At 64.7% G+C, this 23,683-nt stretch carries 19 protein-coding genes; 15 read left to right on the top strand and 4 right to left on the bottom strand.

Annotated features, from left to right (window positions below; genetic code table 11):
- Window positions 1-26 precede the first annotated feature (26 nt).
- The 5 genes from L8K25_RS17220 (at window position 27) to L8K25_RS17200 (ending at window position 6,697) form a co-directional block, all read left to right on the top strand.
- Entirely contained in the window at window positions 27-1,793 is a 1,767-nt protein-coding gene (locus tag L8K25_RS17220; protein ID WP_242140222.1) for a pyridoxal-dependent decarboxylase, read from the top strand.
- A gap of 63 nt (window positions 1,794-1,856) precedes the next feature.
- Window positions 1,857-3,377, top strand: a complete 1,521-nt coding sequence (gene gadC, locus L8K25_RS17215) for a putative glutamine/gamma-aminobutyrate antiporter GadC (RefSeq protein WP_242140221.1) — start codon at window positions 1,857-1,859, stop codon at window positions 3,375-3,377.
- Window positions 3,374-4,057 carry a MarC family protein gene (locus L8K25_RS17210; RefSeq protein WP_242140220.1) on the top strand — a complete coding sequence of 228 codons (684 nt, stop codon included), beginning with the start codon at window positions 3,374-3,376 and terminating at the stop codon, window positions 4,055-4,057. The genes gadC and L8K25_RS17210 overlap by 4 nt, the downstream gene beginning before the upstream one ends.
- Window positions 4,054-5,013, top strand: coding sequence for a hypothetical protein (locus L8K25_RS17205; protein ID WP_242140219.1), 960 nt, complete (start codon window positions 4,054-4,056; stop codon window positions 5,011-5,013). Before L8K25_RS17210 ends, L8K25_RS17205 begins: the two co-directional genes overlap by 4 nt.
- A 52-nt stretch (window positions 5,014-5,065) precedes the next feature.
- Window positions 5,066-6,697, top strand: coding sequence for an oleate hydratase (locus L8K25_RS17200; RefSeq protein ID WP_277923699.1), 1,632 nt, complete (start codon window positions 5,066-5,068; stop codon window positions 6,695-6,697).
- A 44-nt stretch (window positions 6,698-6,741) separates the two neighbouring features.
- Here L8K25_RS17200 and L8K25_RS17195 read toward each other — a convergent pair whose 3' ends face one another.
- Window positions 6,742-8,256: an acetyl-CoA hydrolase/transferase family protein gene (locus tag L8K25_RS17195; protein ID WP_242140217.1), complete on the bottom strand. Its 1,515-nt coding sequence runs from the start codon at window positions 8,254-8,256 to the stop codon at window positions 6,742-6,744.
- Between the two features lie 552 nt (window positions 8,257-8,808).
- Here L8K25_RS17195 and L8K25_RS17190 point away from each other — a divergent pair.
- Both L8K25_RS17190 and L8K25_RS17185 read left to right on the top strand, forming a co-directional pair.
- Window positions 8,809-9,459, top strand: a complete 651-nt coding sequence (locus L8K25_RS17190; protein WP_242140216.1) for a BON domain-containing protein — start codon at window positions 8,809-8,811, stop codon at window positions 9,457-9,459.
- 160 nt (window positions 9,460-9,619) lie between these two features.
- The gene (locus tag L8K25_RS17185) at window positions 9,620-9,859 is read left to right on the top strand and encodes an SHOCT domain-containing protein (protein ID WP_242140215.1); all 240 of its coding nucleotides are present in this window, start codon (window positions 9,620-9,622) and stop codon (window positions 9,857-9,859) included.
- 138 nt (window positions 9,860-9,997) lie between these two features.
- On the opposite strand, the gene L8K25_RS17180 is transcribed toward L8K25_RS17185, so the two are convergent.
- Window positions 9,998-10,666: an NAD(P)H-dependent oxidoreductase gene (locus L8K25_RS17180; RefSeq protein WP_242140214.1), complete on the bottom strand. Its 669-nt coding sequence runs from the start codon at window positions 10,664-10,666 to the stop codon at window positions 9,998-10,000.
- Between the two features lie 172 nt (window positions 10,667-10,838).
- Window positions 10,839-11,207 (bottom strand): response regulator, encoded by a 369-nt coding sequence (locus L8K25_RS17175; protein ID WP_242140213.1) that lies wholly within the window; start codon window positions 11,205-11,207, stop codon window positions 10,839-10,841.
- 394 nt (window positions 11,208-11,601) lie between these two features.
- Between L8K25_RS17175 and L8K25_RS17170 the strand changes: the two genes are divergently transcribed.
- Complete coding sequence (locus L8K25_RS17170) at window positions 11,602-15,960, top strand: chemotaxis protein CheB (RefSeq protein ID WP_242140323.1); 4,359 nt, start codon at window positions 11,602-11,604, stop codon at window positions 15,958-15,960.
- A 354-nt stretch (window positions 15,961-16,314) separates the two neighbouring features.
- Here the strand turns inward: L8K25_RS17170 and L8K25_RS17165 are convergent, their stop codons facing one another.
- The gene (locus tag L8K25_RS17165; protein WP_242140212.1) at window positions 16,315-16,893 is read right to left on the bottom strand and encodes a chemotaxis protein CheB; all 579 of its coding nucleotides are present in this window, start codon (window positions 16,891-16,893) and stop codon (window positions 16,315-16,317) included.
- Between the two features lie 479 nt (window positions 16,894-17,372).
- Between L8K25_RS17165 and L8K25_RS17160 the strand changes: the two genes are divergently transcribed.
- The 7 genes from L8K25_RS17160 to L8K25_RS17130 all read left to right on the top strand — a co-directional run bounded on the left by L8K25_RS17160 (window position 17,373) and on the right by L8K25_RS17130 (window position 23,649).
- The gene (locus tag L8K25_RS17160) at window positions 17,373-17,831 is read left to right on the top strand and encodes a hypothetical protein (RefSeq protein ID WP_242140211.1); all 459 of its coding nucleotides are present in this window, start codon (window positions 17,373-17,375) and stop codon (window positions 17,829-17,831) included.
- Window positions 17,832-17,848: 17 nt separating this feature from the next.
- Window positions 17,849-19,537, top strand: coding sequence for a methyl-accepting chemotaxis protein (locus L8K25_RS17155; RefSeq protein ID WP_242140210.1), 1,689 nt, complete (start codon window positions 17,849-17,851; stop codon window positions 19,535-19,537).
- 354 nt (window positions 19,538-19,891) lie between these two features.
- On the top strand, window positions 19,892-20,203 hold the full coding sequence (locus L8K25_RS17150; protein ID WP_242140209.1) for an STAS domain-containing protein: 312 nt from the start codon (window positions 19,892-19,894) through the stop codon (window positions 20,201-20,203).
- The gene (locus tag L8K25_RS17145) at window positions 20,200-20,568 is read left to right on the top strand and encodes a response regulator (RefSeq protein WP_242140208.1); all 369 of its coding nucleotides are present in this window, start codon (window positions 20,200-20,202) and stop codon (window positions 20,566-20,568) included. Before L8K25_RS17150 ends, L8K25_RS17145 begins: the two co-directional genes overlap by 4 nt.
- Window positions 20,565-22,583 (top strand): chemotaxis protein CheA, encoded by a 2,019-nt coding sequence (locus L8K25_RS17140; protein WP_242140207.1) that lies wholly within the window; start codon window positions 20,565-20,567, stop codon window positions 22,581-22,583. Before L8K25_RS17145 ends, L8K25_RS17140 begins: the two co-directional genes overlap by 4 nt.
- Window positions 22,584-22,585: 2 nt before the next feature.
- Entirely contained in the window at window positions 22,586-23,101 is a 516-nt protein-coding gene (locus tag L8K25_RS17135) for a chemotaxis protein CheW (protein WP_242140206.1), read from the top strand.
- 71 nt (window positions 23,102-23,172) lie between these two features.
- Window positions 23,173-23,649: a chemotaxis protein CheW gene (locus tag L8K25_RS17130; protein ID WP_242140205.1), complete on the top strand. Its 477-nt coding sequence runs from the start codon at window positions 23,173-23,175 to the stop codon at window positions 23,647-23,649.
- Window positions 23,650-23,683: the final 34 nt, after the last annotated feature.

Genomic DNA, 23,683 nt, shown 5'->3' with positions numbered 1-23,683 from the left:
GCCCTTCGAGCCTCAGAGGTACTCCCATGCACGACCGGACCAACGCCGCCGCAGCCATCGCGCATGCCGCATCGACCGAAAGCGACGCCGCGGCAGCATGGGCGCCAGCGCCCAAATGGGCGAAATACCACGCCAAGATGGCGGGCGAATTCCCCTCGCCCTTCCGCGGCGATGACGATCCGCTCGCGCGCCAGATCAACAAGTTCGTCGAGAAGCTCGACATGCTGCGCCCCGAAAAGGGCGGCCCGGCCTTTCTCGGCAAGAACCCGGCGCTCAGCTACGCCTATCCCGACGTCAAGAACATCACCGTCCCGCAGGCGATGGGCGATCTCGATCAGGTGCTCGACGATGTCGTCAAGCTGTTCGAGGGCGCGCCCAACTGGGGCAACCCGCTGACGATGTGCAACGTCATCCCGCAGTCCAATACCGCCGCCGTCGTCGCATCGATGCTGTCGCAGGTGTTCTCCGCCAACATCCTGGAGGGCGAATATGCCTGGAACGTCCACCGCGCCGAGCTGGAGACGGCGGGCATGGTCGCCAACATGTTCGGCTGGACCCCGGTCAACAGCGGCGCGATCTACACCTATGGCGGCGGTGGCTGCTGGACCTACGGCCTGAAATACGGGCTGACGCGCGTGCTCAAGGACTCGCGCGAAAAGGGCGTGCGGACCGACGCCAAGGTGATCTGTTCGCAGCAGGCGCATTACGTGCAGCAGAATGCGACCGACTGGCTGGGTCTCGGCATGGACAATATCGTCCATGTCCGCACCGATATGGCGACCAACCAGATGGATCTCGTCCATCTCGAGGAATTGCTGACCGATTTCGCTGCTCGCGGCATTCCGGTCGCGACCGTCGTCTGCACGATGGGCACGACCGACGCGAGCGCATTCGATCCGATCGGCCTGGTCCGCGAAGTGATGGACCGCCACCCCAATCCCGAGGGCTTCGGCAAGGCGGTACTCTATGCCGATGCGGTCGTCGGATGGTCATGGATCTACTTCAAGGACTATGACTTCGAGGCCAATCCGCTCGAATTCTCCGACCGTATCCTGCCCGTGCTGCGGCGCAATGGCGAGGCGATGCGCGAGCTCGAACACGCCGATTGCGTCGGGATCGATTTCCACAAGGTCGGCTGGGCCCCCTATGTCAGCAGCTGCTTCCTGTACCGCGACGCGACCGAGTTCGAGTCGATCCACCGCCGCGGCGCGGACGCCTATCTGCAGGCGCGCACGCCATACAATCCGATGTATTACACGCTCGAAGTCTCGCGCACCGCATCGGGCTCGCTCGCCGGTTGGGCGACGCTCAAGTATTTCGGCAAGGAGGGGATGCAAGCGATCCTCGGCGGCATTCTGGAGACCAAATATTACCTTTACGATCTAATCCGCAGCCATCCCGACATGGTCTGCGTCAACCCGGACGACACCGGGCTGATCACGCTGTTCCGCGTCTATCCCGAGGGCGTCGACGCGCAGGTGCAATTCGGTCGTGAACTGAGCGATCCGGCGCTGCGGAGCGACCTGATCAAGCACAACCACCTGACCGAAGCGGTCGGCAACAAACTGTTCGAATGGTTCCGCTCGGGCAAACAGATCGACGGCAAGTACACGCCGTACATGAGCTTCAGCACGGGCTTCCGCGATGCGACCTACAATCGCGACGGGACCGACGAAGAGGCCGTCGTCTACGCCTTGAAGTCGTTTCCGATGAACGTCTTCATCACGCCCGAGACGATGCAATGGGCGCTGCACTGCGTCGCAGCAGCGCGTGACGAAGTGCTCAAGCGCTAAGCCTTCGCCCGACCTTTCGCGCCGCCGGCCACAGTCGGCGGCGCCCTTTTCAAGGCTGTTTGCATGACCGAGCCCTCGCCCCCCGCCGCCGTCCCCGGCGGCAAGCCCAAAGCTGCGGGGTGGCTCGCGCATGGTGGCCGGACCAAGCCGCAGCCAAAGATCGTCATCGGCATGCTGGCGTTCGCGGTCATGAACGTGACGACGATCGTCAGCCTGCGCGGAATGCCCGCGCAAGCCGAATATGGCATGGCGTCGATCTTCTATTATCTGTTCGCCGCGATCGTCTTCCTGGTGCCGGTGTCGCTGGTCGCCGCCGAGCTCGCCGCGACCTTCCCCAAGCAGGGCGGCGTGTTCCGCTGGATCGGCGAGGCGTTCGGCCCGCGCTGGGGCTTCGCCGCGATCTATTATCAGTGGCAGGCGGTGGTGATCTGGTTCCCGACCGTGCTGATCTTCGCTGCCGCCGCGCTCGCCTATATCTGGTGGCCGCCCGCGTTCGACCAGGCGCTTGCCGACAACAAGCTCTACACGATCCTCGTCCTGCTTGCGGTCTATTGGTTCGTGACGCTGGTCACCTTCCGCGGCATGGCCGCATCGACTCGGCTGAGTTCGCTCGGCGGCCTGTTCGGCACGATCATCCCCGGCGCGATCCTAATCGCACTCGGCGTGGCCTATGTCGCGAGCGGTAAGCCGATGCACCTCGACCTGCACGCCAGCGTGATCCCCGACTTCAGCGATTTCCACAACATGGTGCTGGCCGCCAGCGTCTTCCTCTATTTTGCGGGCATGGAGATGCAGGCGGTCCATGTGCAGGACCTGAAAAACCCGACGCGCAATTATCCACTGTCGGTGCTGATCGCGACGGTGATGGTCGTGGTGATCTTCGTGCTCGGCACGCTCGCGGTCGGTGCGGTCATTCCGCGCGAGGCGATCGACATCAATCGCGGGTTGCTCGTCGCCTATAACGAACTGTGGGCGGCGTTCGGGCTGCCGTGGCTCGGCAATGTGATGGCGGCGATGCTCGCGTTCGGCGTGCTGGGCCAGGTCAGCGTGATCGTCGCCGGGCCGTCGACCGGGCTGCTTGCGGTCGGCAAGGCGGGGTATCTGCCGCATGTCCTGCAAAAAACCAACGCGCACGGGATTCCGGTCGCGATCCTGATCCTGCAAGGCGGGCTCGTCACGCTGTTGTGCGTCGCGTTCACGGTGCTGCCGTCGGTCGAATCCGCCTATCAACTGCTCAGCCAGATGGCGACGATCATCTATCTGGTGATGTACGTCCTGCTCTACGTCGCCGCGATCCGGTTGCGCTACACCCAGCCGGATCGGGAGCGACCGTTTCGCATTCCCGGCGGGAATGTCGGCATGTGGCTGGTCGGGCTGGTGGGGCTTGCCGGGGCGCTCGTCGCGCTGGGCTTCAGCTTCATTCCGCCGGCGCAGATCAGCACCGGCAGTCCGGTGCTCTACGTTGGTGCGCTGGTAATCGGGTCGGTGTTCTTCCTCGCGATCCCGTTCGTGATCTACGCCTTTCACAAGCCCGACTGGCAGGCGGCGGAATCGGACTTCGAACCGTTCGAAACCGCAGCATGAGTGCGCTCGACACCAATGCGCTGGTGACGATGACCGTCGGCCTGTTCGCGATCACCGCGCCGATCGCGGTCCTGCCCTTGTTCGTTGCCGCCACCGCGAGTCAGACAGCTGGCGACCAGCGTCGCACTGCGCTGGTTGCCGCGGCGACCTATGTCGTTGCGGGACTGCTCGCGCTGTTCATCGGCAACGCCGCGCTGGGCGTGTTCGGGGTCAGCGTCGCCGCGTTGCGCGTGGCGGGAATGGCGGTGATCGGCGTGATCGGCTGGCAGATGCTCAACGCGCCGACCCCGACCGAGGCGACGCCGACGCAAAGCCACCACCACCGCGCGTCCAACACCCACGTGCCGGTCCCCGCGCACAATGCCGTAGCCCCCTCGCCCACATCGGTCGGGATCCTGCCGCTGGGGTTCCCGATCTACGCCGGACCGGGGGTGCTGTCGGTCATCATCGCCTGGGGCAGCGGCAGTCGCCCGGTCTATCTCGCCGCGATCGTCGCGATCCTCGCGAATGCGGCGATCATCGTCGCGCTCGATTTCCTGGCCGCGCCGATCACGCGGGTGATCGGGGAAGAGGCCTTGCTGATCACCGAAAAGATCTTCGGCCTGCTCGTCGTCGCGATCGCGGTCGGCGGCATGGCGAGCGCGCTGGTCGTGCTCTTCCCCGGGCTCGGCGGGCGATGAAGGCGCACGCGGTGATTGCGCTGTGCGCGTTGGGATTGCCGGGCGCGGCACTGGCGCAGGATGCGGATCTGGCGGTTCGCAACCAGTGGTTCACCGGCTCGCTCGAGGCGTCCTCGCCGGCCTTGTCGACCGCCGGGACGCTCGCGATCGAACCCTATCTCATCTACAAGATCGATACCGGTAGCTATGACGATCGAGGCCGTCGCCACGCAGGCGGCGATGGCGTGCATCAGCTGCAGTCGGTAACGGTCGTGAAATACGCGCTCACCGACCGGGTGAGCTTCCAGGCGCTGCCGACGGCCGTCCGCGTGACCGATGGGCATGACCGACGCGGCCTCGGGATCGCCGATCTGCCGGTCGAGTTCGAATATCGGCTGAAGGATGAGGATGGCCGAACCGGATCGCCTTCGATCACCGCGAGCGCGGGCATGGTGCTGCCGATCGGTCGATACGATCGGCTGACGGCCGTGCTCGACGGCCTCGGCACGGGCGCGCTGCTGGCCAAGCAGGGCATCGTCGTCGAATCGCTGTTCGACACCAAGGGCGGCCACCCGGTTCGCATCCGTCTCTTCGGCTCCGTCACCGAGGCGCTGTCGCCGGCGCGAGTTCGCGACCTGAGCGTCTACGGAACGGCAGACGGCTTCGTCGGCCACGTCGCACCGGGCGTGTCCGCGCAGGTCGGTGTGGCCGCGGGCTATGCGCTCGACCAGCGCTGGGTGATTGCGCTCGATCTGGTGCGCAGCGAAGCCGGCCGCTCGCGCCTGACGGGCGTGGACGCCAGCGGTACGGCGCTGCGCACGACCGGCCTGCGCGCAACGCGCACGATCCTGGCGCCAGCGCTGGAATATAACTGGTCGGCGCGCGCCGGGCTCATTGCCGGGGTCGAGCTGTCCGTGGCGGGCCGCAACACCCCCGCCTACGTCGCGCCACAGATCGCCGTTGCCCTGGCGTTCTGACGTTCGACTGAGCGATCGCCATCGGGGGCTGCAGCGTGCGTAGTTTCCGACGCTGCCCAGTTTCCAGGAACGACCGTACCGCAGGATCCTTCGGACAAAGGATCGGGATCGCATGAGCAGCTATACATTCGTCGGCAGCGGTATTGCCTCGCTCGCGGGGGCGGCGATCCTGCTGCGGGATGGCGACGTCGCGGGCAAGGACATCACGATCCTCGAAGAAAGCCACCAGATCGGCGGGGCGTTCGATGCGCACGGGACCGCGGAGGACGGCTATTTCATGAGCGGCAGCCGCATGTTCGAGGCAATGTACCAATGCACCTTCGACCTGTTCGACGGTATCCCGTCGACGACCGACCCCGAAATTTCAGTAACCGAGGAAACCCGGCACGCCGCAGCGAAATGGCCGTGGGACAATAAGGTGCGGCTGGTCAATCTCGACGGCTCGCGTCCGGATGCGCACGCCATGGGCTTCATCGAACGCGACCGGATCGACCTGCTCTCGCTGATCGGCGAGCCCGAACGCCTGCTCGACGACAAACGCATCACCGATTGCTTCCAGCCGCATTTCTTCGAGACGAATTTCTGGATGGAATGGTGCACGCTGTTCGCGTTCGAGCCGTGGCACAGCGCGATCGAATTTCGCCGCTATCTGCGGCGTTTCGTCCACCATTTCTCGACGATCGACGTCCAGCACGACATCTATCGCACCGTCTACAACCAATATGACAGCATGATCGTCCCGATCGTGACGTGGCTGAAGGATTGCGGCGTCCAGTTCCGCCACGGCGTCCGGGTCGAGGACCTCGGCTTCGCCGCAGGCAGCGACGCGATCACCGTCACGAGCATCGCGACCCTGACCGCCGACGGCCCCGCGGCGATCCCGGTCGCGCCGGGCGATCTGGTGTTCGTCACCAACGGGTCGATGACCGCGGACAAGGCGTTCGGATCGATGACCACCGCTCCGGGCCTCGACACCAGCAACCATTCAGGCGCCTGGAACCTGTGGGAGCAGATCGCCCAAGGCCGCCCCGCCTTCGGCAACCCCGCCGCCTTTAATCGCAACGTTGCGGAGAGTTCGTGGATCTCCTTCACCGTCACGGTCAAGGACCCGCTGTTCCTCGAGCTGATGGAGCGGTTCAGCGGGAGCGCGGCCGGGACCGGTGGGCTGATCACCTTCAAGCAATCCGCGTGGCTGCTGACGCTGTCGATCTATCACCAGCCGTTCTTTCCGGAACAGCCCGAGGGGGTCGCGGTGTGGTGGGGCTATGGCCTGTTCCACGATCGCCCTGGCGATTACGTGAAGAAACCGCTGGTCGCGTGCACCGGTGCGGAGATCCTCGAGGAAGTGCTCGGCCATCTGCGCTTCAGCGCGCCCGACAGCGCTGCGGTGCTCGCGGCCTCCAACTGCATCCCGTGCGCGATGCCCTATATCACCAGCCAGTTCATGAAGCGCAAACAGGGCGACCGCCCGCTGGTGGTGCCGACCGGATCGACCAACCTCGCTTTCATCGGTCAGTTTGCCGAGCAGCCCGACGACGTCGTGTTCACGGTGGAATATTCGATCCGCTGCGCGATGACCGCGGTCTATACGCTGCTCAAGCTCGATAAGGCCCCGCCCCCCGTATACGAAGGGCTGCACAGTCCCAAGGTCGTCCTCGACGCGATCCGGACGCTGCACCGGTAGCGCCCCGACCTTCTGACCGGGACGCGACACAGCGTGCGGCCCGGTCAGAAACGCATCGACCCCGTTTCCATGAAGCGCTGATGCCACGACAAGGCCTCGCCCGGCAGCGATGGTGACTGCTGCCCGTAGGACCCGACCCGTGCCCGCGCATAATAATCGGCGAGCGCGGGGCGGTAATCGGGGTGCGCGCAGCGCTCGATGATCAGCGTGGCGCGTTGCTTGGGGCTGAGCCCGCGCAGATCCGCCAGCCCCTGTTCGGTCACCAGCACCTGCACGTCCTGACTGATATGGTCGACATGGCTCGCCTGCGGGACGATCGCGGAGATCTTGCCGCCCTTGGCGGTCGATGGCGTCATGAAGATCGAGACATAGGCGTTGCGCGCGAAATCGCCCGATCCGCCGATGCCGTTTTGGATGCGCGACCCCATCACATGCGTCGAATTGACGTTGCCGTAGATGTCCGCCTCGATCAGCCCGTTCATCGCGAGGCAGCCAAGCCGACGGATCAGTTCGGGATGGTTGCTGATCTCCTGCGGGCGCAGGATCATCTTGTCGCGGTAGCGGCCGAGGTCGGCGTTGAGCCGCGCCGCTGCCTCGGGGCTGAGCGAGAAGGCGGTCGCCGACGCCATCCGCAATTTGCCCGAATCGAGCAGGTCGAGCATCCCGTCCTGAATGACCTCGGTATAGGAGGTCATGTCGCTGAACGGCCCATGGGTCAGCCCGGTCAGCACCGCGTTGGCGATATTGCCGACCCCCGACTGGAGCGGGAGCAGCGACGCGGGCAAGCGCCCGCGCGCGACTTCGTGGCGGAAGAATTCGATCAGATGCCCCGCGATCGCATGCGCCGCCGCATCGGGCGCGGCGAACGGCAAGTTGCGGTCCGGCGCCTCGGTTTCGACGATCGCGACGATCTTGGCGGGATCGACGCGGAAATACGCCTCGCCGATCCGGTCGTCGGGCCGCACCAGCGGGATCGGCACGCGGTGCGGCGGCAGCGCGGTGCCGTAATAGATGTCGTGCATCCCCTCGAGCGCGGGGTTCTGCCAGCGATTGACCTCGAGGATGATCTTGTCGGCGCGGTCGAGCCAGGTCTTGTTGTTGCCCACCGACGAGGAGGGAATGAGCGACCCGTCGGCGCGGATGCCCGCGACTTCGATCACCGCGGTGTCGAGCGGCCCGAGAAAGCCCTGCCACGCCATCGGCGCGACCTGGCTCAGGTGCATGTCGAAATATTCCATCTCGCCGCGATTGATCTTCTCGCGCGCGATCGGGTCCGAATTGTACGGCAAGCGGAACTCGATGCCGTCCGCCTTTGCCAGCGCGCCGTCGAGCTCGGGCCCGGTCGAGGCTCCAGTCCAAATCCGCACGCGAAACGGATTGCCGGCGGCATGCTCCGCCTCGATCCGCGCGGCGAGCGCCAGCGGCACCGCCTTGGGATAGCCCGAGCCGGTGAAGCCGCTCATCCCGATCGTGCTGCCGGAGTGGATCAGCGTTGCCGCCTGCTCGGCGCTCATGACGCGTTCGCGCAAGGTCGGGTTGTCGATACGACTGCTGCTCATCGTGAACCTCGTTTCATCGGGTCGTAACCCTTGCCGTCAGGGTGCGCGTTCTTCGGTCACCATCGGCGAAACGGGGAAAGCCCGTCCGCTGCGTGCCTATGCCGATTGCGACCAGACGCCAACATTGCACATGGCCCCCCTTCGAATTTGCGGGCCGGGCGGGACCGGGCGCCTATCAGATGCAAGGCCAGAGAATACCAGCGCTTCGCCTTGCCGAGCGTGCCGGCTTCAGCGCCCCATCCCGTCGACGGTACAGATGGACCGTCATGATCGTATGCCGCTGGAGCTACGAGGACCGGAAACTACGCAGCGCGCGCGCTGCCAGAGACGATGTCACGCCCATGCGATCGGATGCGGACGTCGCGCTGTCTACACGCAAGCTTCTCGTCGTGGCCCGGAGCCAGCCATTTCGCCAACTATCCAGCCGGACGGTAGCCGCCTTGAGTATTTTCCGGGGCTGTCTGGATGCCGGATCGGCGGCGCAAAGCTCCCCAGTGACGCCGGGCCTTCCATTCCCACTTTCCGGCGCGCCCTCGCATGTGGAGCTACGTCATGACGAACGATGAAGCACTGAAGACCTCGATCCTCGCCGAACTCAGGTGGGAGCCGAGCATTTCATCGGCCCATATCGGCGTAACGACCGAAGACGGCACCGTTACGCTGACCGGGCACGTCGAGACGTACGGCCAGAAACGTGCGGCTGAACTCGCGGCGGGGCGCGTCAAGGGGGTCAAGGCCATTGCCGAGGAAATCGAGGTCCGGCTCCCCTTCACCGTGAAGCACGACGATACCCAGATCGCCAAGGCCGCGGCCGAACGTCTGCACTGGGATGCCGAAACGCCGCGCGACGCGGTGAAGGTCAAGGTCGAGAAGGGGTGGATCACGCTTACCGGCACCGTCGACTGGCATTTCCAGAAGGACGCCGCCGAACGCGAGATCCGCGGCCTGTCGGGCGTGGTTGGCGTGTTCAATCAGATCACCATCAAGCCGCGGGTCGACGCCGCGCACATCGGCGAAGACATTCGCCATGCGCTGCATCGCGGCCTGTTCAACCCGGACACGATCCAGGTCACCGAGCATGATGGCAAGGTCAAGCTCACCGGTACCGTCGAGACCTGGCAGGACCGTCAGACCGCCGGCGCGACGGCTTGGGCTGCGGCAGGGACGAACGCGGTAGAAAACGAGCTGGTCGTCGCCTGGTAGGGCGAGGCCGAGCCTCCGTTGCCGCCAGCCCGCGTGACGGGCTGGCGGGAATGGCTGTGCCAACGATGCTATGCTGGCCGGAATCGCAAGGGCGGCGGTGTTCGACTGCGGGCCCGACGCCGTCGTGGCTTCACTGGACTCTACGATCAAGGATCAGAACATGACTGCGACCACATGGAACGACTGGTACTTCGGGTGGGACTGGCTGCTATGGGTCGGGTTCGTCATCCTGCTGTTTTCTGGCCTCGGGAATTGGGGCTATACCTATCGTGCGCATCGCCGGTACGACGCGCCCCATAAAGGTGCCCTGACAATTCTCGACGAACGCTATGCGCGTGGCGAGATTGCGCGAGACGAGTATCTGCGGATGAAATCCGAACTATCGGATGTCGGGGTCTAGATTGGGCCGGCCAGCCGCTGCCGGAGCGGGGTATTCTGCGCTCCAGCGGCGGCGATGCTTCCTTGGACGAGGCGCGACACACCCTGTCGCTACGAACCTCACCGGCTGAAGTCATATCTGGCGGTCACCGTATCGCCGCTATGCCACGCAGGCGTAATCGCGACCATCTCTCGCGCGCTGGAGTTCGTCGCACGTCCGTCGGGCCTCTTCCTCGACCTGACAGAAATCCTGTCGTGCGAAACGCTCGCTCAAATGCGGGGTGATGTGCCCCAGATGAATGTGCCTTTGCGAGTGCATGCCGAAGGCACCAACCAGATAGCGGTCGAAGACGTCGCGCAGCCCCTCCACGCCGCCCTGCGCGTCAAGCCAGAGGGTCCTGGCCGCGGACGTCGTGAAGCTGAGCAATCGCTTGCCCCCCAACAATGGGCTGGCATCGTGTCGCTGTATCGCCTGCGGATCGACCCCTGCCCCCAGCACCCGCTCGACATAGCCCTTCATCATCGCCGGCGCCGACCCGAACCAGATCGGGTAGATCAGCACGAAGACATCGCCGTCGCGGATCAACGCAAGTTCGCGTGCCACATCGGCGGACCGCTGGAACCCGGCGAGCGCCGGTCGTTCGTAGGTCTTGAGCACCGGGTCGAAGCCGATCGCGTAAAGATCGCGGAAGACGACATCGTGGCCGACTGCGCGGACGGCGGCGCAATAGGTGTCCGCGATCTCGCGGTTGAAGCTTTCGGGATCGGGATGGCAAAGGACGACGACATGGCGTGCACGCGGGATCGTCGCTGAAACGTCTTGGGTCATCGCATGATCCTTGCAGAAGAAGCCGACCGGTTCGGGCAAGCCTATGGGTCGGCAGGTACCGTGCCGGCTCGCGCCCGGGCAGTACCGGAATCTACGCACAGCCCGGTCCTCCAGGGCGGAACGTCGCGGGCCTGCGCACATCGACACCAAGGACGGATACCCCGGCAGGCCGTCAATGGCCGCCGGGGGCCCGCGTCGCCCTGGCCATCGCGCTCGCGAGCGCATGCATAGTGAACGGCTTGGCCAGAACCACCGCGTCCGGCACGGCCTTCAAGAGCTGGATCGGATCCCCGCTGATATAGAAATGCGCGACGGAGCCGCAGGCAAGGATCTGCCGCATCGCCGACACCCCGCTGCCCTCAGTAAGGTTGCCGTCGACGATCAGCAGATCAGGAGCCCAGCGCAGCGCGGCCGCAACGGCATCCGCCTCGGTCGTTGCGATATGGCACACGTCGTGTCCCATCGCGCCCAGCAGATCGGCCAGATCCATCGCGATCAGCACGTCATCCTCGACGAGCAGGATTTTGCGTCCAGCACTCACGGTCCGACACGCCGTACCGCCAGCACGAGGCGGTCCCGCCGGCCCACGGTACGCTGTACCGTCCGTGATTGTGCGCGCACGGTTTCGGGCAAGCTGTTTCTGTTCGGGTACACGCTCTAGCCTCCAGGCCGCCCGATCGGCGACATCTGCGACCCTGGCCCGCGGAAAGATCCGCCGTCAGTCTCGGAAACTACGCACGCCGTGACGGTAGATCGGGAATGTGTTCGCCAGCGTAACTATACGTAGGATGGAAGTGCCCGGAAGATGCTACCGCCATGTCATGACGGATAATGAAACAAGAGCGGTGGACGCGCGCGCCACGCCCGTCACCGATCCAGCGTCCCCGATCGTGGGACGAACCACGCCGAAAGTCGCAGCACAGCGGCCTTTGGCAGTGGTCCCCATCGTCGCCATTGGCGCTTCGTCGGGGGGACTGGAGGCTACGTCCAGACTGTTCGACGCGATCCTGCCCACCACCGGCATGGCATTCATTGTCATCCAGCATCTCGATCCCACCCACAAGAGCATGATGGTCGACCTGCTGGCCGATCATACCGCGATGGCCATCGACGAAGCGATCGATGGCTGTGTCATCCGTCCCGGCCATGTCTACGTCATTCCGCCCGGCCAATACCTTTCGGTTCGAGCCGGCGCCTTGGCCCTGTCCCCGCCGCGGGCACACCAGGGTGTGCGCCTGCCGTTCGACGTTCTGCTGGCGTCGTTGGCGGAGGAATGCGGGCGCCAAGCGATTGCCGTCATCCTGTCGGGAACGGGCGCAGACGGCAGCGGGGGGCTCGCCGCGCTCAAAGCCGCAGGGGGCTATGCCATCGCGCAAAAGCCCGAAGAGGCCGACTATGACGGTATGCCGCGTAGCGCGATCGATACGGGCCTGGTCGATCGCGTGCTTGAACTGCAGCACATCCCGCGCGCGCTTGCGGACCGGCGGGATGAGATCGCGAAGACCCCGGCAGCACGGACCGTTCCTGCTCATCCCTCGTCGACCGACCTGAACGCGATCATCGGCTTCCTCAACGACAAGACCGCGCATGATTTCCGTCAATACAAGCCGGGTACCCTGGAACGGCGGATCGAGCGCCGGATGGTGCTGCTCGCGCTCGCGCCTCGCAACCTTGCCGGCTATCTCGACCTGCTCCGCGCCGACCCGGCCGAGCGCGACCTCTTGGCGAAGGATCTGCTCATCAACGTGACGAGCTTCTTCCGCGATCCGGCGATCTTCGCGGCATTGGCCAAGACGATCCTTCCCGACCTCGTCCGGCAATTGCCCGAGCACAGGCCGCTCAGGATCTGGGTTGCCGGGTGCAGCACCGGCGAGGAGGCCTATTCGATCGCGATGTTGTGCCGGGACGCGATCAAGGCGTCCGGACGCGACATCAAACTCCAGCTCTTCGCGTCCGACGTCGACCCGGACGCGATCGCCACCGCACGCGAGGGGCTGTATCCCTTCGACATCGAGAACACGGTCCCGCAGGATCAGCTCGCGCGCTTCTTCGTGCGGGACGATGACGGATACCGGATCGCGACGGCTCTTCGCGGTGATGTCGTCTTCACGGTTCAGGACGTCCTGTCGGACCCACCCTTCTCGAAGATCGATCTCGTCTCCTGCCGCAACCTGCTAATCTATCTGAACCCCGAAGCGCAGGCCAAGGTCATCTCGCTGTTCCACTTCGCGCTGCGCGACGGGGGCGTGCTGGTGCTGGGATCGTCCGAAACGGTCGGCAACGCCGACGGCCGGTTCGAGGTCATCGCAAAGTCCGAGCGTTTTTATCGCCACATCGGACGCAGCCGGACCGGTGATGCGGGCTTTCCGCTGAGCTTTGGCGAAGCTCTGCCGATGCTGGGTACGGCGGACCGGGCCGCATCACCACTGCGCCAGTCCACCCTCGCGGACATTTGCCGCCGCGCGGTCATTGCGACCCACGCGCCGGCGGCCATCCTGATCAATCGCAAGCGGCAATGCCTCTATTCGATCGGGCCGACCGATCGCTATCTCCGGATCCCGCCGGGCTATGCCACGCTCGACCTGCTCGCAATGGCGTCCCCGACCCTCCGCACCAAGCTCCGGCTCGCGATCGACAAGGTCGGCAAGGCGACCCCGCGCGTCGATGGCGGCCGCGCGCGCGTGACGCAGGACGGCACCGCGATCTGGTTTCGGATCGACGTCCAGACGGTCGATGACGGACAGGACGACCTGCTGCTTGTCTGCTTCGTCGAGGAACCGGGCAAGAGTACGGGCACGACCTCCTCTGCCCATCGCGGGGACGCCGCGCGCGTCAGCGAGCTCGAGCGGGAACTGGAGGCAACCCAGGCGGAACTCCAGACGTCGATCCTGAACCAGGAGACGTCGAGCCAGGAACAGAAGGCGATCAACGAGGAGGCGCTCTCGGTCAACGAGGAGTTCCAGTCGACCAACGAGGAACTGCTGACCTCCAAGGAGGAGTTGCAGTCGCTCAACGAGGAACTGACTGCGCTCAACAGCCAGTTGCAGGAGACGCTGGAACGCCAGCGGCTGACCTCGGACGATCTGCAGAACGTCCTCTACAGCACGAACGTCGCGACGCTATTTCTCGACATGGAGCTCAAGATCCGCTTCTACACGCCGGCAATCAAGGCGGTCTTCAACATCATCGCCGGGGACATCGGGCGCCCGATCGCGGACCTGCGCTCGATCGCGACCGATCCGGACCTGCTCGGCGATGCGCGCAAGGTGCTGGCGGACCACGCCCTGATCGATCGCGAGATCAGCGGGCCGAACGAGACATGGTTCCTCCGCCGGGTCTTCCCCTATCGCGCGCATGACGACGCGGTCGAAGGCGTCGTCATCACCTTCGCCGATACCACCGACCGCAAGATCACCGCCAGGGCGCTCGAGGCCGCCAAGATCGAGGCGGACCGCGCCAATCTCGCCAAGTCACGCTTCCTTGCGGCGGCGAGCCATGACCTGCGGCAGCCGCTCCAGTCGCTGACGCTGCTGCAGGAACTGCTGAGCCAGACCGTCGAGGGCGAGAAGCCCCGGAAACTCCTGTCGCGGCAGGGCCAGACGCTGGCGGCGATGTCGGGCATGCTCAATGCCTTGCTCGACATCAACCAGATCGAAGCCGGTGTCGTGGAGGCAAGGCCGGTTGTCTTCCCGATCGCCGACGTGCTCGATCTCCTGCGCGACGAGTTCAGCTATCTCGCCCAGTCCCGCAACCTGTCGCTGCGCATCCTGCCTAGCACGGCGCTGGTCCACAGCGATGCCACGCTGCTGACGCAGATGATCCGCAACCTGCTCGGAAACGCGATCAAATACACGAGGAACGGCAAGATCCTGCTCGGCTGCCGCCGGCACGGCGACACGCTGCGGATCGAGGTGTGGGATACCGGGATCGGGATCGCCGCCGACCAGTTGCACGCCATTTTCGAGGAATTCCACCAGATCGACAACGCCGCGCGCGAGCGTAGCCTCGGTCTGGGGCTTGGCCTGTCGATCGTGCAACGCCTCGGGCATTTGCTCGGGCATGCCGTCGACGTTCGCTCGCAGCCTGGCAAGGGGTCGGTCTTCACGATCACGCTGCCCTGTCCCGCCGCCGATCCGCCCGGTCCCGTCGCCGGACCATCCGAACCCGATGCCGCTCCGGATGGGCAACGCCGCACCTGCAAGGTCATCGTCGTGGACGACGATCCGGATGTCGTCGAATTGTTGGAGCAACTGCTCAAGCGCGAAGGCCATATCGTCAAGACCGCGACCGATGCCGCCTCCGCGATCAGGCTGGTTGCCGGCAGCGCGATCAAGCCGGAACTGCTGTTGACCGACTACAACCTCCCCGGCGTCCTGAACGGGCTCGATCTCCTGCGCAGCCTGCGGGCGAGCCTGCCGCGCGGGCTTCCGGCGATCGTCCTGACCGGCGACATTTCAAGCGAGGCGCTGGCCCGGATCGCGGCTGAGGACTGTGTGCAGTTGAGCAAGCCGGTGAAGGCGCGCGGCCTGATCGCAGCGATCGAGCGCCTGCTGACCGGCGCACGCCCGTCGTCATGGCCCCCGGCGGGTACCGTTGCGCTGGCAAGCCCCTCCGTCGCCTATGTCGTCGACGACGATCCGCACATCCTTGCCACGATCCGCGACGTGCTCGAAGGCGATGGACGAACGGTCGAGGGCTTTCCCAGCGCGGAAGCGTTTCTGGCGGCGTATCGCCCTGGAACCGACGGCTGCCTGCTGGTCGACGCGCATCTGCCGGGGATGAGCGGCGTGGCGCTGATCGAACTCCTGCGCGCCCGCGGAAACCATCTCCCCGCGATCCTGATCACCGGCAGCAGCGATATCGGTCTCGCGGTCGAGGCGATGCGCGGCGGCGCCTGCGACTTCATCGAAAAGCCGGTCGGCCGGGTCGAGTTGCTGGCCAGCATCGCCCGCGCGATCGACCAGTCGCACGACCTGCGGCTGCGCGATGCCGCGCACGAACAGGCCGCCGCGCATGTCGGCGAACTGACCGAGCGCCAACGCGAAGTGATGGACCTGGTGCTGGCGGGCCACCCCAGCAAGAACATCGCCGCCGATCTCGGGATCAGCCAACGCACCGTGGAGAACCACCGCGCTGCGGTGATGCACAAGATGCAGGCAAGGTCGCTTCCCGAACTCGCGCGCATTGCACAGGCCGCCGCTGACGGGACGACAGCAAGTTCGCCCCCCCCGCTGCCCCCGACCGACGATCCCACCGTCGCGGGCGGGGCCGTTCAGCCGTCGCACCAAGCGTAACCCCGCTCCGACGCGGTGTGCTACGCTGCCGGCGTCAGGGTGGCGCACGCCGCCCCCATGTCGCAGTCGCCACAGGCTGCGGTCTCGTCGGCGGTATCAATGCAGCGCGCGCGATAAAGGCGGGCGAGATGGGTGTGCGACCATGCCGCGGGTCCACAGCCGGTCCTTGCCGCAATCCGGTCTTCGGTGCGAGCGCGAGCGCTTAGAAACGATCTGGTTTCGATTGGCATGGCCCTGGTGTTCCTGGTCGACCGCGGCGTGGGTGCCTTGGTCCAAGGTCCAGACGCTATGGCGGTGGCCCCTGCCGCTCAAGGATCGGGAAGTACGCAACGATGCGCCGCGCGCACCGAAACACTAGTCGCGATCGGATCCGAGAAGCTCGGCGATTTTGGCCGCAATGTCTTCCGGGCGGAGAATGAAGTCGACGCAACCGCTGGCAATCGCGCTGTCGGGCATGTCCGCCTGGATCGCTGACGCCGGCAATTGCGCGATCGTGGTCCCCCCGCACGCACGGATGCCGCACAGCGCGTCTGCCCCGTCGCCGTCGTAGCCGGAGACGATCACCGCGATCAGCCGCCCGTGCCAATAGTGCGTCAGCGATCGCAGGAAGACGGTGATGACGTCGGGCCATCCCCGTGGTTTGGATATCGGCGCGAGGCGGAATTCACCGTCCAGCACATGCAGATCGCGTTGCGCGGGGATGATGAAGACATGGTTGGGCCGAATATCGAGTCCCTCGGTAATCAGTTCGACCGGCATCGCGGTATGCCGCGGGAGGATCTCGTGGAGCAGCGTCGAGACGGTTCGCAAGTGGTTCACGATCACGATCGCCGCGCCGAGGTCGGTTGGCAGGTTGTCGAGCAGCCGCTTGTAGGCATCGAGGCCACCCGCCGATCCGCCGACGCATATGATCGGGATATCCCGGGTCGTCATCGAACGCATGCTCCCGTGCGTGAACGCGCCAATCAACGTCTTGCGTCGAAACCCGCTAAGGACTGGTCCGATCTGCCATAGGCATTCCTGCGCGGAACCCCGTATGCTTTCTGGCGCGGGCCACGCTCCGCTGCGGCGAACCCACCGCGACGGCGTCCGGGTCGGCGCGTTTGCAATCCGTCCGCTCTCGGCATGAGCCTGTCCTACCTCCTTGGATGTGTTCTGCGACGTTGCGGCCGTTTTGCAGTCCCGGCCGGATGAGCCGAGGTCACGTTCTGCGACGGATCGCGCGGAACCCAGGATTTTGTCGCCGCTAACGACCACCCCCCATCAGACGCGCCTATACCTATCAAACATCAACCAGTCCGTTCTACGCCACCCGAATTACACGTGATCGTCCGATCGACCCCGAGTTTTTTGCCCGAGAATTTAATAACGCGCTGAATTTGGACTGAACAAAGTCGAAAGGAATGGCACCAGTGCTGACAAATATCTTCGGCGTCTCGTCGACCGTCGTATGTTCGGAACTCGCACGTCTGGAAAGTGCATTTGCCGAGGGTGACGTCTCGGAGCGTACGAACCTTGCCCTCGCCGAGGGACCGACGCAGAATGTTCTCTTCGCCGTCAATCAACTGCTCGACCGCGCTCTGCAACCAGTCGCGCAATTGGGAGAGCGGATCGCGCAATGGAATGCGGAGCACGACCGGGGCGATATCGATACCATTTTGCCGGTCGATGCCTTCCGTGGTGACTTTGCAGTCATGGCGCAACGGCTGAACCGGTTGGTAGACGGCCATATCACCGTGAAGAAAAAGGCGATGGCCTGCGTCAAGGAGTTCAGCGAGGGCAATTTCGCCGCGCCGCTCGAACAATTTCCGGGAAAGAAGGCCTTCATCAACGAGACGATCGAGACGCTGCGTGCCAATCTCAGGGCCTGATCGCCGAGATGAACCACATGTCCGAAGAGCACGACAAGGGAGACATTGACGTCTTCGTGGCGGCGGACAAGTTTCGTGGCGATTTCGGCGTGGTGGCGCGGGGCGTGAACACCATGGTCGCCAATCACATCGCAGTGAAGAAGAAGGCGATGGCGTGCATCAGGGAACTCGGTGATGGCAATTTCGACGCACCCCTCGAGCAATTCCCGGGCAAGAAGGCGTTCATCAATGATACCGTTGAGAAGTTGCGGCGTAATTTGAGCGACATCATCGGCGAGGTTCAGCGCCTAATCACCGCAGCAACGGCGGGACACCTCAGCCAGCGGGGCGACGACAAGCGCTTCGTCGGAGATTTCGCAGCGATGATCGCCGGGATCAACAACATGCTGGACGCAACGCTGCTGCCGATCGAGGAAGGAAACAGGGTCCTCAATCTGGTCAGCGTGGGCGACCTGCGACAGACGGTCGACATCGCGTGCGACGGCGACCACCGGCGCATGAAGGATTCGATCAATGCGCTTATCGACAACCTGCGCCTCAGCGCCAGCCTGGCGGACAAGATCGCCGATGGCGACTTGAGCGTGGCGCACCAGCCCTTGTCCGATCGGGACACGCTCGGTCAGGCGATCGTGCGCATGGTCGACAATCTGCGTGTGAGTGCCGATCTCGCCGACAGGATCGCCGACGGGGATCTGTCGGTGTCGCATCAGCCCATGTCCGATCGCGATATTCTGGGGCAGGCGCTGGTCCGGATGGTGGAGCAGTTGCGCAGCGTCGTCGGCAACGCCAACGCTGCCGCGGACAATGTCTCGGCCGGCAGCCAGGAACTGTCGGCAAGTTCCGAGCAAGTTTCGCAAGGAGCGACCGAACAGGCGGCAGCCGCCGAGGAAGCATCCTCGGCGATGGAAGAGATCGCCGCCAACATCAAACAAAGCGCGGACAACGCCGCGCAAACTGAGAAGATCGCACGCCAGTCCGCCAAGGATGCGGAACTGAGCGGCATCGCGGTGCAGCGCGCGGTCAACGCGATGCGGACGATCGCGGAGAAAATCGGAATTGTGCAGGAAATCGCACGGCAGACCGATCTGCTCGCGCTCAACGCGGCGGTGGAGGCCGCGCGCGCGGGCGAACACGGTCGTGGCTTCGCGGTCGTCGCCTCGGAAGTACGCAAACTGGCCGAACGCAGCCAAGTCGCCGCCGCCGAGATCGGATCGGTCTCGTCACAAACGGTGACCGCTGCGACCGAGGCGGGCGAGATGCTGACCAAGCTCGTGCCCGATATCAGCCGCACCGCCGAACTCGTCGCCGAGATCAGCGCCGCATGCCGCGAGCAAGACATCGGCGCCGCGCAGATCAACGAGGCGATCCAGCAACTCGACTTGATCAGTCAGCAGAATGCGGGCGCCTCCGAGCAGATCACGTCGACGTCGGAAGAACTGGCGTCGCAAGCCGAAGAGTTACAGGCGAGCATCGCCTATTTCAGGACGGGTAACGGCCAGGACGCGGTCAATCGGCGGCCGACGCCCGCCGCGGCACGCAAACCGGCCGCACGCAGCGCCAGCGCGGCACGCCCAGGGGCCAAGACAAAGCGCGTAAAACCCAATTCGATCGCTGACCAGAAGGCCCGGCTCAGCGGGTTCGCGCTCGATCTCGTCAAGGGCGGGACGGATGCCGAGGACGACAATTTCGGTTCGCAGGCAGCCTGATCGACTTAGTCTGGCGGCGTCCGATCCCTCCGCAGAGTCACCCTCACCAGGCGTGACTCCACGGATGGAACGAACGCCGCAAACAGGTTCGAGCTAGGTTACCGCAAGGTGACCTGTTCGCCTTTGGCGCCCCCAAGAGCGCGGGCCGTGTCGCACAACGGCGGGTCGCGCCGACCGACGCCGACGCCGCACCCGCCCCCCCCCCCGCATCGCGGGCTTCGCCCGCGCCTGTGCGCCAGCCTTCAAAAATAAACAGCAGCCCGAGATCGGACGTGCCTTCCTGCTCTATAAGGTAAACCAAGACTTCCAGGTTTTAAAACAGACAAGCCGCCAAGTGCGACGAAGAGAAAAAGCATGACGCAGATAGTCTTAGTACCGGCAATTGTCACAACGGCGACGGTGTCGTCGTTCGCCGCCGAACTTGGTGCACACCTCGAGCAGAACGATGCCGTCGAACTCGATGTGACCGAGGTCGCAGACGCCGACGTCAGTTGTCTGCAGCTCATCTGCGCCGCTCGCCATCAGGCCGAGCGGGATGGAAAGGGCCTGCGCCTCGCCCATCCGGCCAACGACGCAGTGGCCATGCTGCTCGAGCGCGCCGGCTTCCTCACCGATATCGCCCCAGCAGATCAAATGTTCTGGTTTCATGGAGACCTGCCGCAATGACCGCATCCATTCTCATTGTCGATGATTCGAACAGCGTGCGGATGGCCATCCGCATGGCACTGACCGGTGCCGGCTATGCCGTCACCGAAGCTGCCGACGGCGCGCAAGGCTTGAGCAAGGCCAATGGCAGCAAGTTCGACATGATCATCACCGATCTCAACATGCCCAACATGGACGGGCTGACGATGATCCGCATGCTGCGCAAGAGCCCGGCACAATGCGGCACACCGATCCTGTTCCTGACGACCGAGTCCGAGGACGCGATGAAGCAGCAGGCCAAGGCGGCCGGCGCAACCGGCTGGCTGGTAAAGCCGTTTGTCCCCGACCAGCTGATCAAGGTCGTCCGTAAGGTCCTCGGGCGGTGAGCCACAACGATCCCGTCGCCGCCTTCCGCGTCGAAGCGGGCGAGTTGCTCGAGCAGATCGAGCAAGGCTTGCTCGACCTAGGGCATCGGCTGAACGATCACGAACTGATCGATGCCGTGTTCCGAGGCCTGCATACGCTCAAGGGCTCGGGCGCGATGTTCGGGTTCGATGCGCTGGCCAGTTTCACGCATCACTGCGAGACCGCGTTCGACCGCGTGCGCAAGGGCCTCACACCAGCGACGCCGCAACTGATATCGGTGATCCTGTCGGCGCAGGATCACATGCGCGCGCTGATCGAAGGCGGCGGCACCGCCTGCGACGAGGAAGGCCAGACGATCCTCACGAAGCTGCAGTCAGCGCTCGATGAGGCTCCGCCCCTGACCAGGGCACCAGCGCCCATGATCCAGCAATGGCGGCTGTCGCTCCGGCTGCCGCCGGAGGCGATGCAGAACGGCATCAACCCGCTCGCACTGCTCGACGAACTGCGCACGCTGGGCGATTGCCGGATCGTCGCCCGGACTGATCAGATCCCGCTGCTGGCTGACCTCGTACCGACCGAGTGCACCATCGGCTGGGATGTCGAATTGCGCGGCGCGATGTCGAGAAGCGATATCGAGGACGTCTTCATCTTCGTGCTCGACGACATGGATCTCAGGATCGAGGGGGTCAGTGGTGAGTGCGGTGACGAAGCGCAGGACCCGCCTGCCGCGCTCCCGCTTTCTCTCGCGCCCGCTCCCGCGCCCACCCACACAACCGCGCCAGTCGATACGGCCGCGGGGCAGGAACGCGAACAGGCAGCGGTCCCGACCGGCCGTGGCACACCCAAGACGGGTGAAAGCGTCCGGGTACCGGCCGAACGGCTGGATCTGTTGATGGACCGTGTCGGCGAACTCGTCATTGTGCAGAGTCGCCTGTCGCAGCTTGCGCACAGTAGTGGCGGCAGCGCGGCGGACGTCGCGCTGCATTCGATCTCGGAGGAAATTGAGCGGCTGGCGAGTGAATTGCGTGATACGGTGATGGTCCTTCGCATGGTCCCGGTCGCGACGCTGTTCGGCCGCTTCCGCCGCCTCGTCCATGACATTGCACGCGATACAGGCAAGACGATCGAACTGTCGACCGAAGGCGAAACCACCGAAGTCGACAAGACCGTCATCGAGCGGCTGGCCGATCCGCTGATTCACCTGATCCGCAACGCCTGCGATCACGGGATCGAACATCCCGAACAGCGCGACACTGCCGGAAAGCCCGTCGCCGGGCAGGTGCGCCTGTCGGCGCATCAGGAAGGCGGCGAGGTCGTCATCAGCATTCGCGACGACGGCCACGGGATCGACCGGGATCGCGTTCGAGCGAAGGCGGAGTCGCATGGGTTGATCCAGCCCGGGCAGGTCGTGACTGATCAGGAACTGCTCCAGATGATCTTCCATCCGGGTTTTTCGACCGCGCAGCAGATTACCAGCCTGTCCGGTCGCGGTGTCGGGATGGACGTCGTCAAACGCACGATCGAGAGCCTGCGCGGCACGATCGAGGTGGCCAGCGTGCTTGGCCAGGGGTCGACGGTCTCGCTCCGCATCCCGCTCACGCTCGCGATCATCGACGGCTTGCTGATCCGTGTCGGCGACGGGCGATATGTGATCCCGCTCGGCGTGGTCGAGGAATGTATCGAGCTCAGCCTTGAGGAAGACCTTCGTTCGCGCGGTCGCAGCTTCATCACGCTGCGCGACCGGCTCGTGCCGTTCGTTCGGCTGCGCGAGATGTTCGCCACGGGCACAAAGCCGAGCCTGCACCAGAAGATCGTCATCATCGCGACCGGCACCGAGCGGGTCGGGCTGGTGGTCGACCAGATCATCGGCAGCCACCAGACGGTGATCAAGCCGATGTCGCCGGTGCATTGCAACGTCCCGACTTTCGCCGGTGCGACGATCCTCGGGGACGGAGGAGTCGCGCTGATCCTCGACGTCGTCCAGCTCGTTGCGCTTGGCCAGCATCAGGAGGAGCGGCTGCGCGCCGTTGGATGACCATGGAAAAATCATCTCAAACCCAATGGGACGAGGATGGGCGGCTCGAAGTGCTGACGTTCGATCTGCAAACCGAGAAGTTCGCGGTTGAGGCAGTGCTCGTCCGCGAAATTCTCGACCTGCTGCCCGAAACGGTCGTCCCCGGCGCGGACCGGCTTGTTGCCAGCGTCGCAAACTTCCGGGGCAAGATCATTCCTATCGCAGACCTTCGGCTCGCATTCGGCCTGCCTTCGGCAGAGTCGACGATGGACAGCCGCATCGTGGTTGTCGAACTCGACGTCGACGGCATGCAGACGCAAATCGGCATCCGCACCGACAAAGTTCACGAAGTGGCGACGCTGCACCGCGACGCGAGCGAGACCCCGCCGACGGTCGGCCTGCGCTGGCGTCGCGATTATATCCGCGAGCTGGTGCGCACCCCGCAGGGCGTCATCGTCGTCGCCAATATCGCCAAGATCTTTGACCCGCTGCTGGGCGGTCGGGGTGCACCCGCCGTCCTTGCCCCCGCACTTCTCTAGGTTGGATGAGCCGTCATGAACGCTCTTGTCGAACGACACTTGGCCGACACGCTTATCGCAAGGCGCGCGGCATGAGAATCGCAGGCGAACTTCAGGCCGTGACCTTCGGCCTAGGTGCGGAAACCTTCGCGGTGCCGGTCGGACTGGTGCGCGAGATCCTCGACTGGAGCGAGACCTTCCGCATTCCGAACGGCCCCGACTATCTGATGGGGCTAACCGATCTGCGCGGCGAAGGCATAACGACGATCGACCTGCGGCTACGGCTCGGCCTGCCGCATGTCGCACCGACCCCGAGCACGCGGATCCTCGTGGTCGATGTTCCGGTCGACGGACGTACGCTAGTGCTTGGGCTGGTCGTCGATCGCGTGCTGGAGGTCAGCACGTTCGATTGCCGTCACATCGGCGATGCGCCTGACATCGGGATACGCTGGCCCTCGCGCTATATCGCTGGCGTGGTCAAGCGCGCCGAGGGTTTCGTCGTACTGGTCGATGTCGCTCAAATCTTTTCCGGTGCCGACACCGCGGCGCTGGTCGCCGCCGCCGCGTGACGCGATCCGGTCGCCGAACCTAACCCCGATGGTC

Source organism: Sphingomonas sp. TREG-RG-20F-R18-01 (assembly GCF_022662475.1).
Taxonomy (GTDB): Bacteria; Pseudomonadota; Alphaproteobacteria; order Sphingomonadales; family Sphingomonadaceae; genus Sphingomonas.
This window is presented reverse-complemented; position numbering and strand designations above follow the sequence as displayed.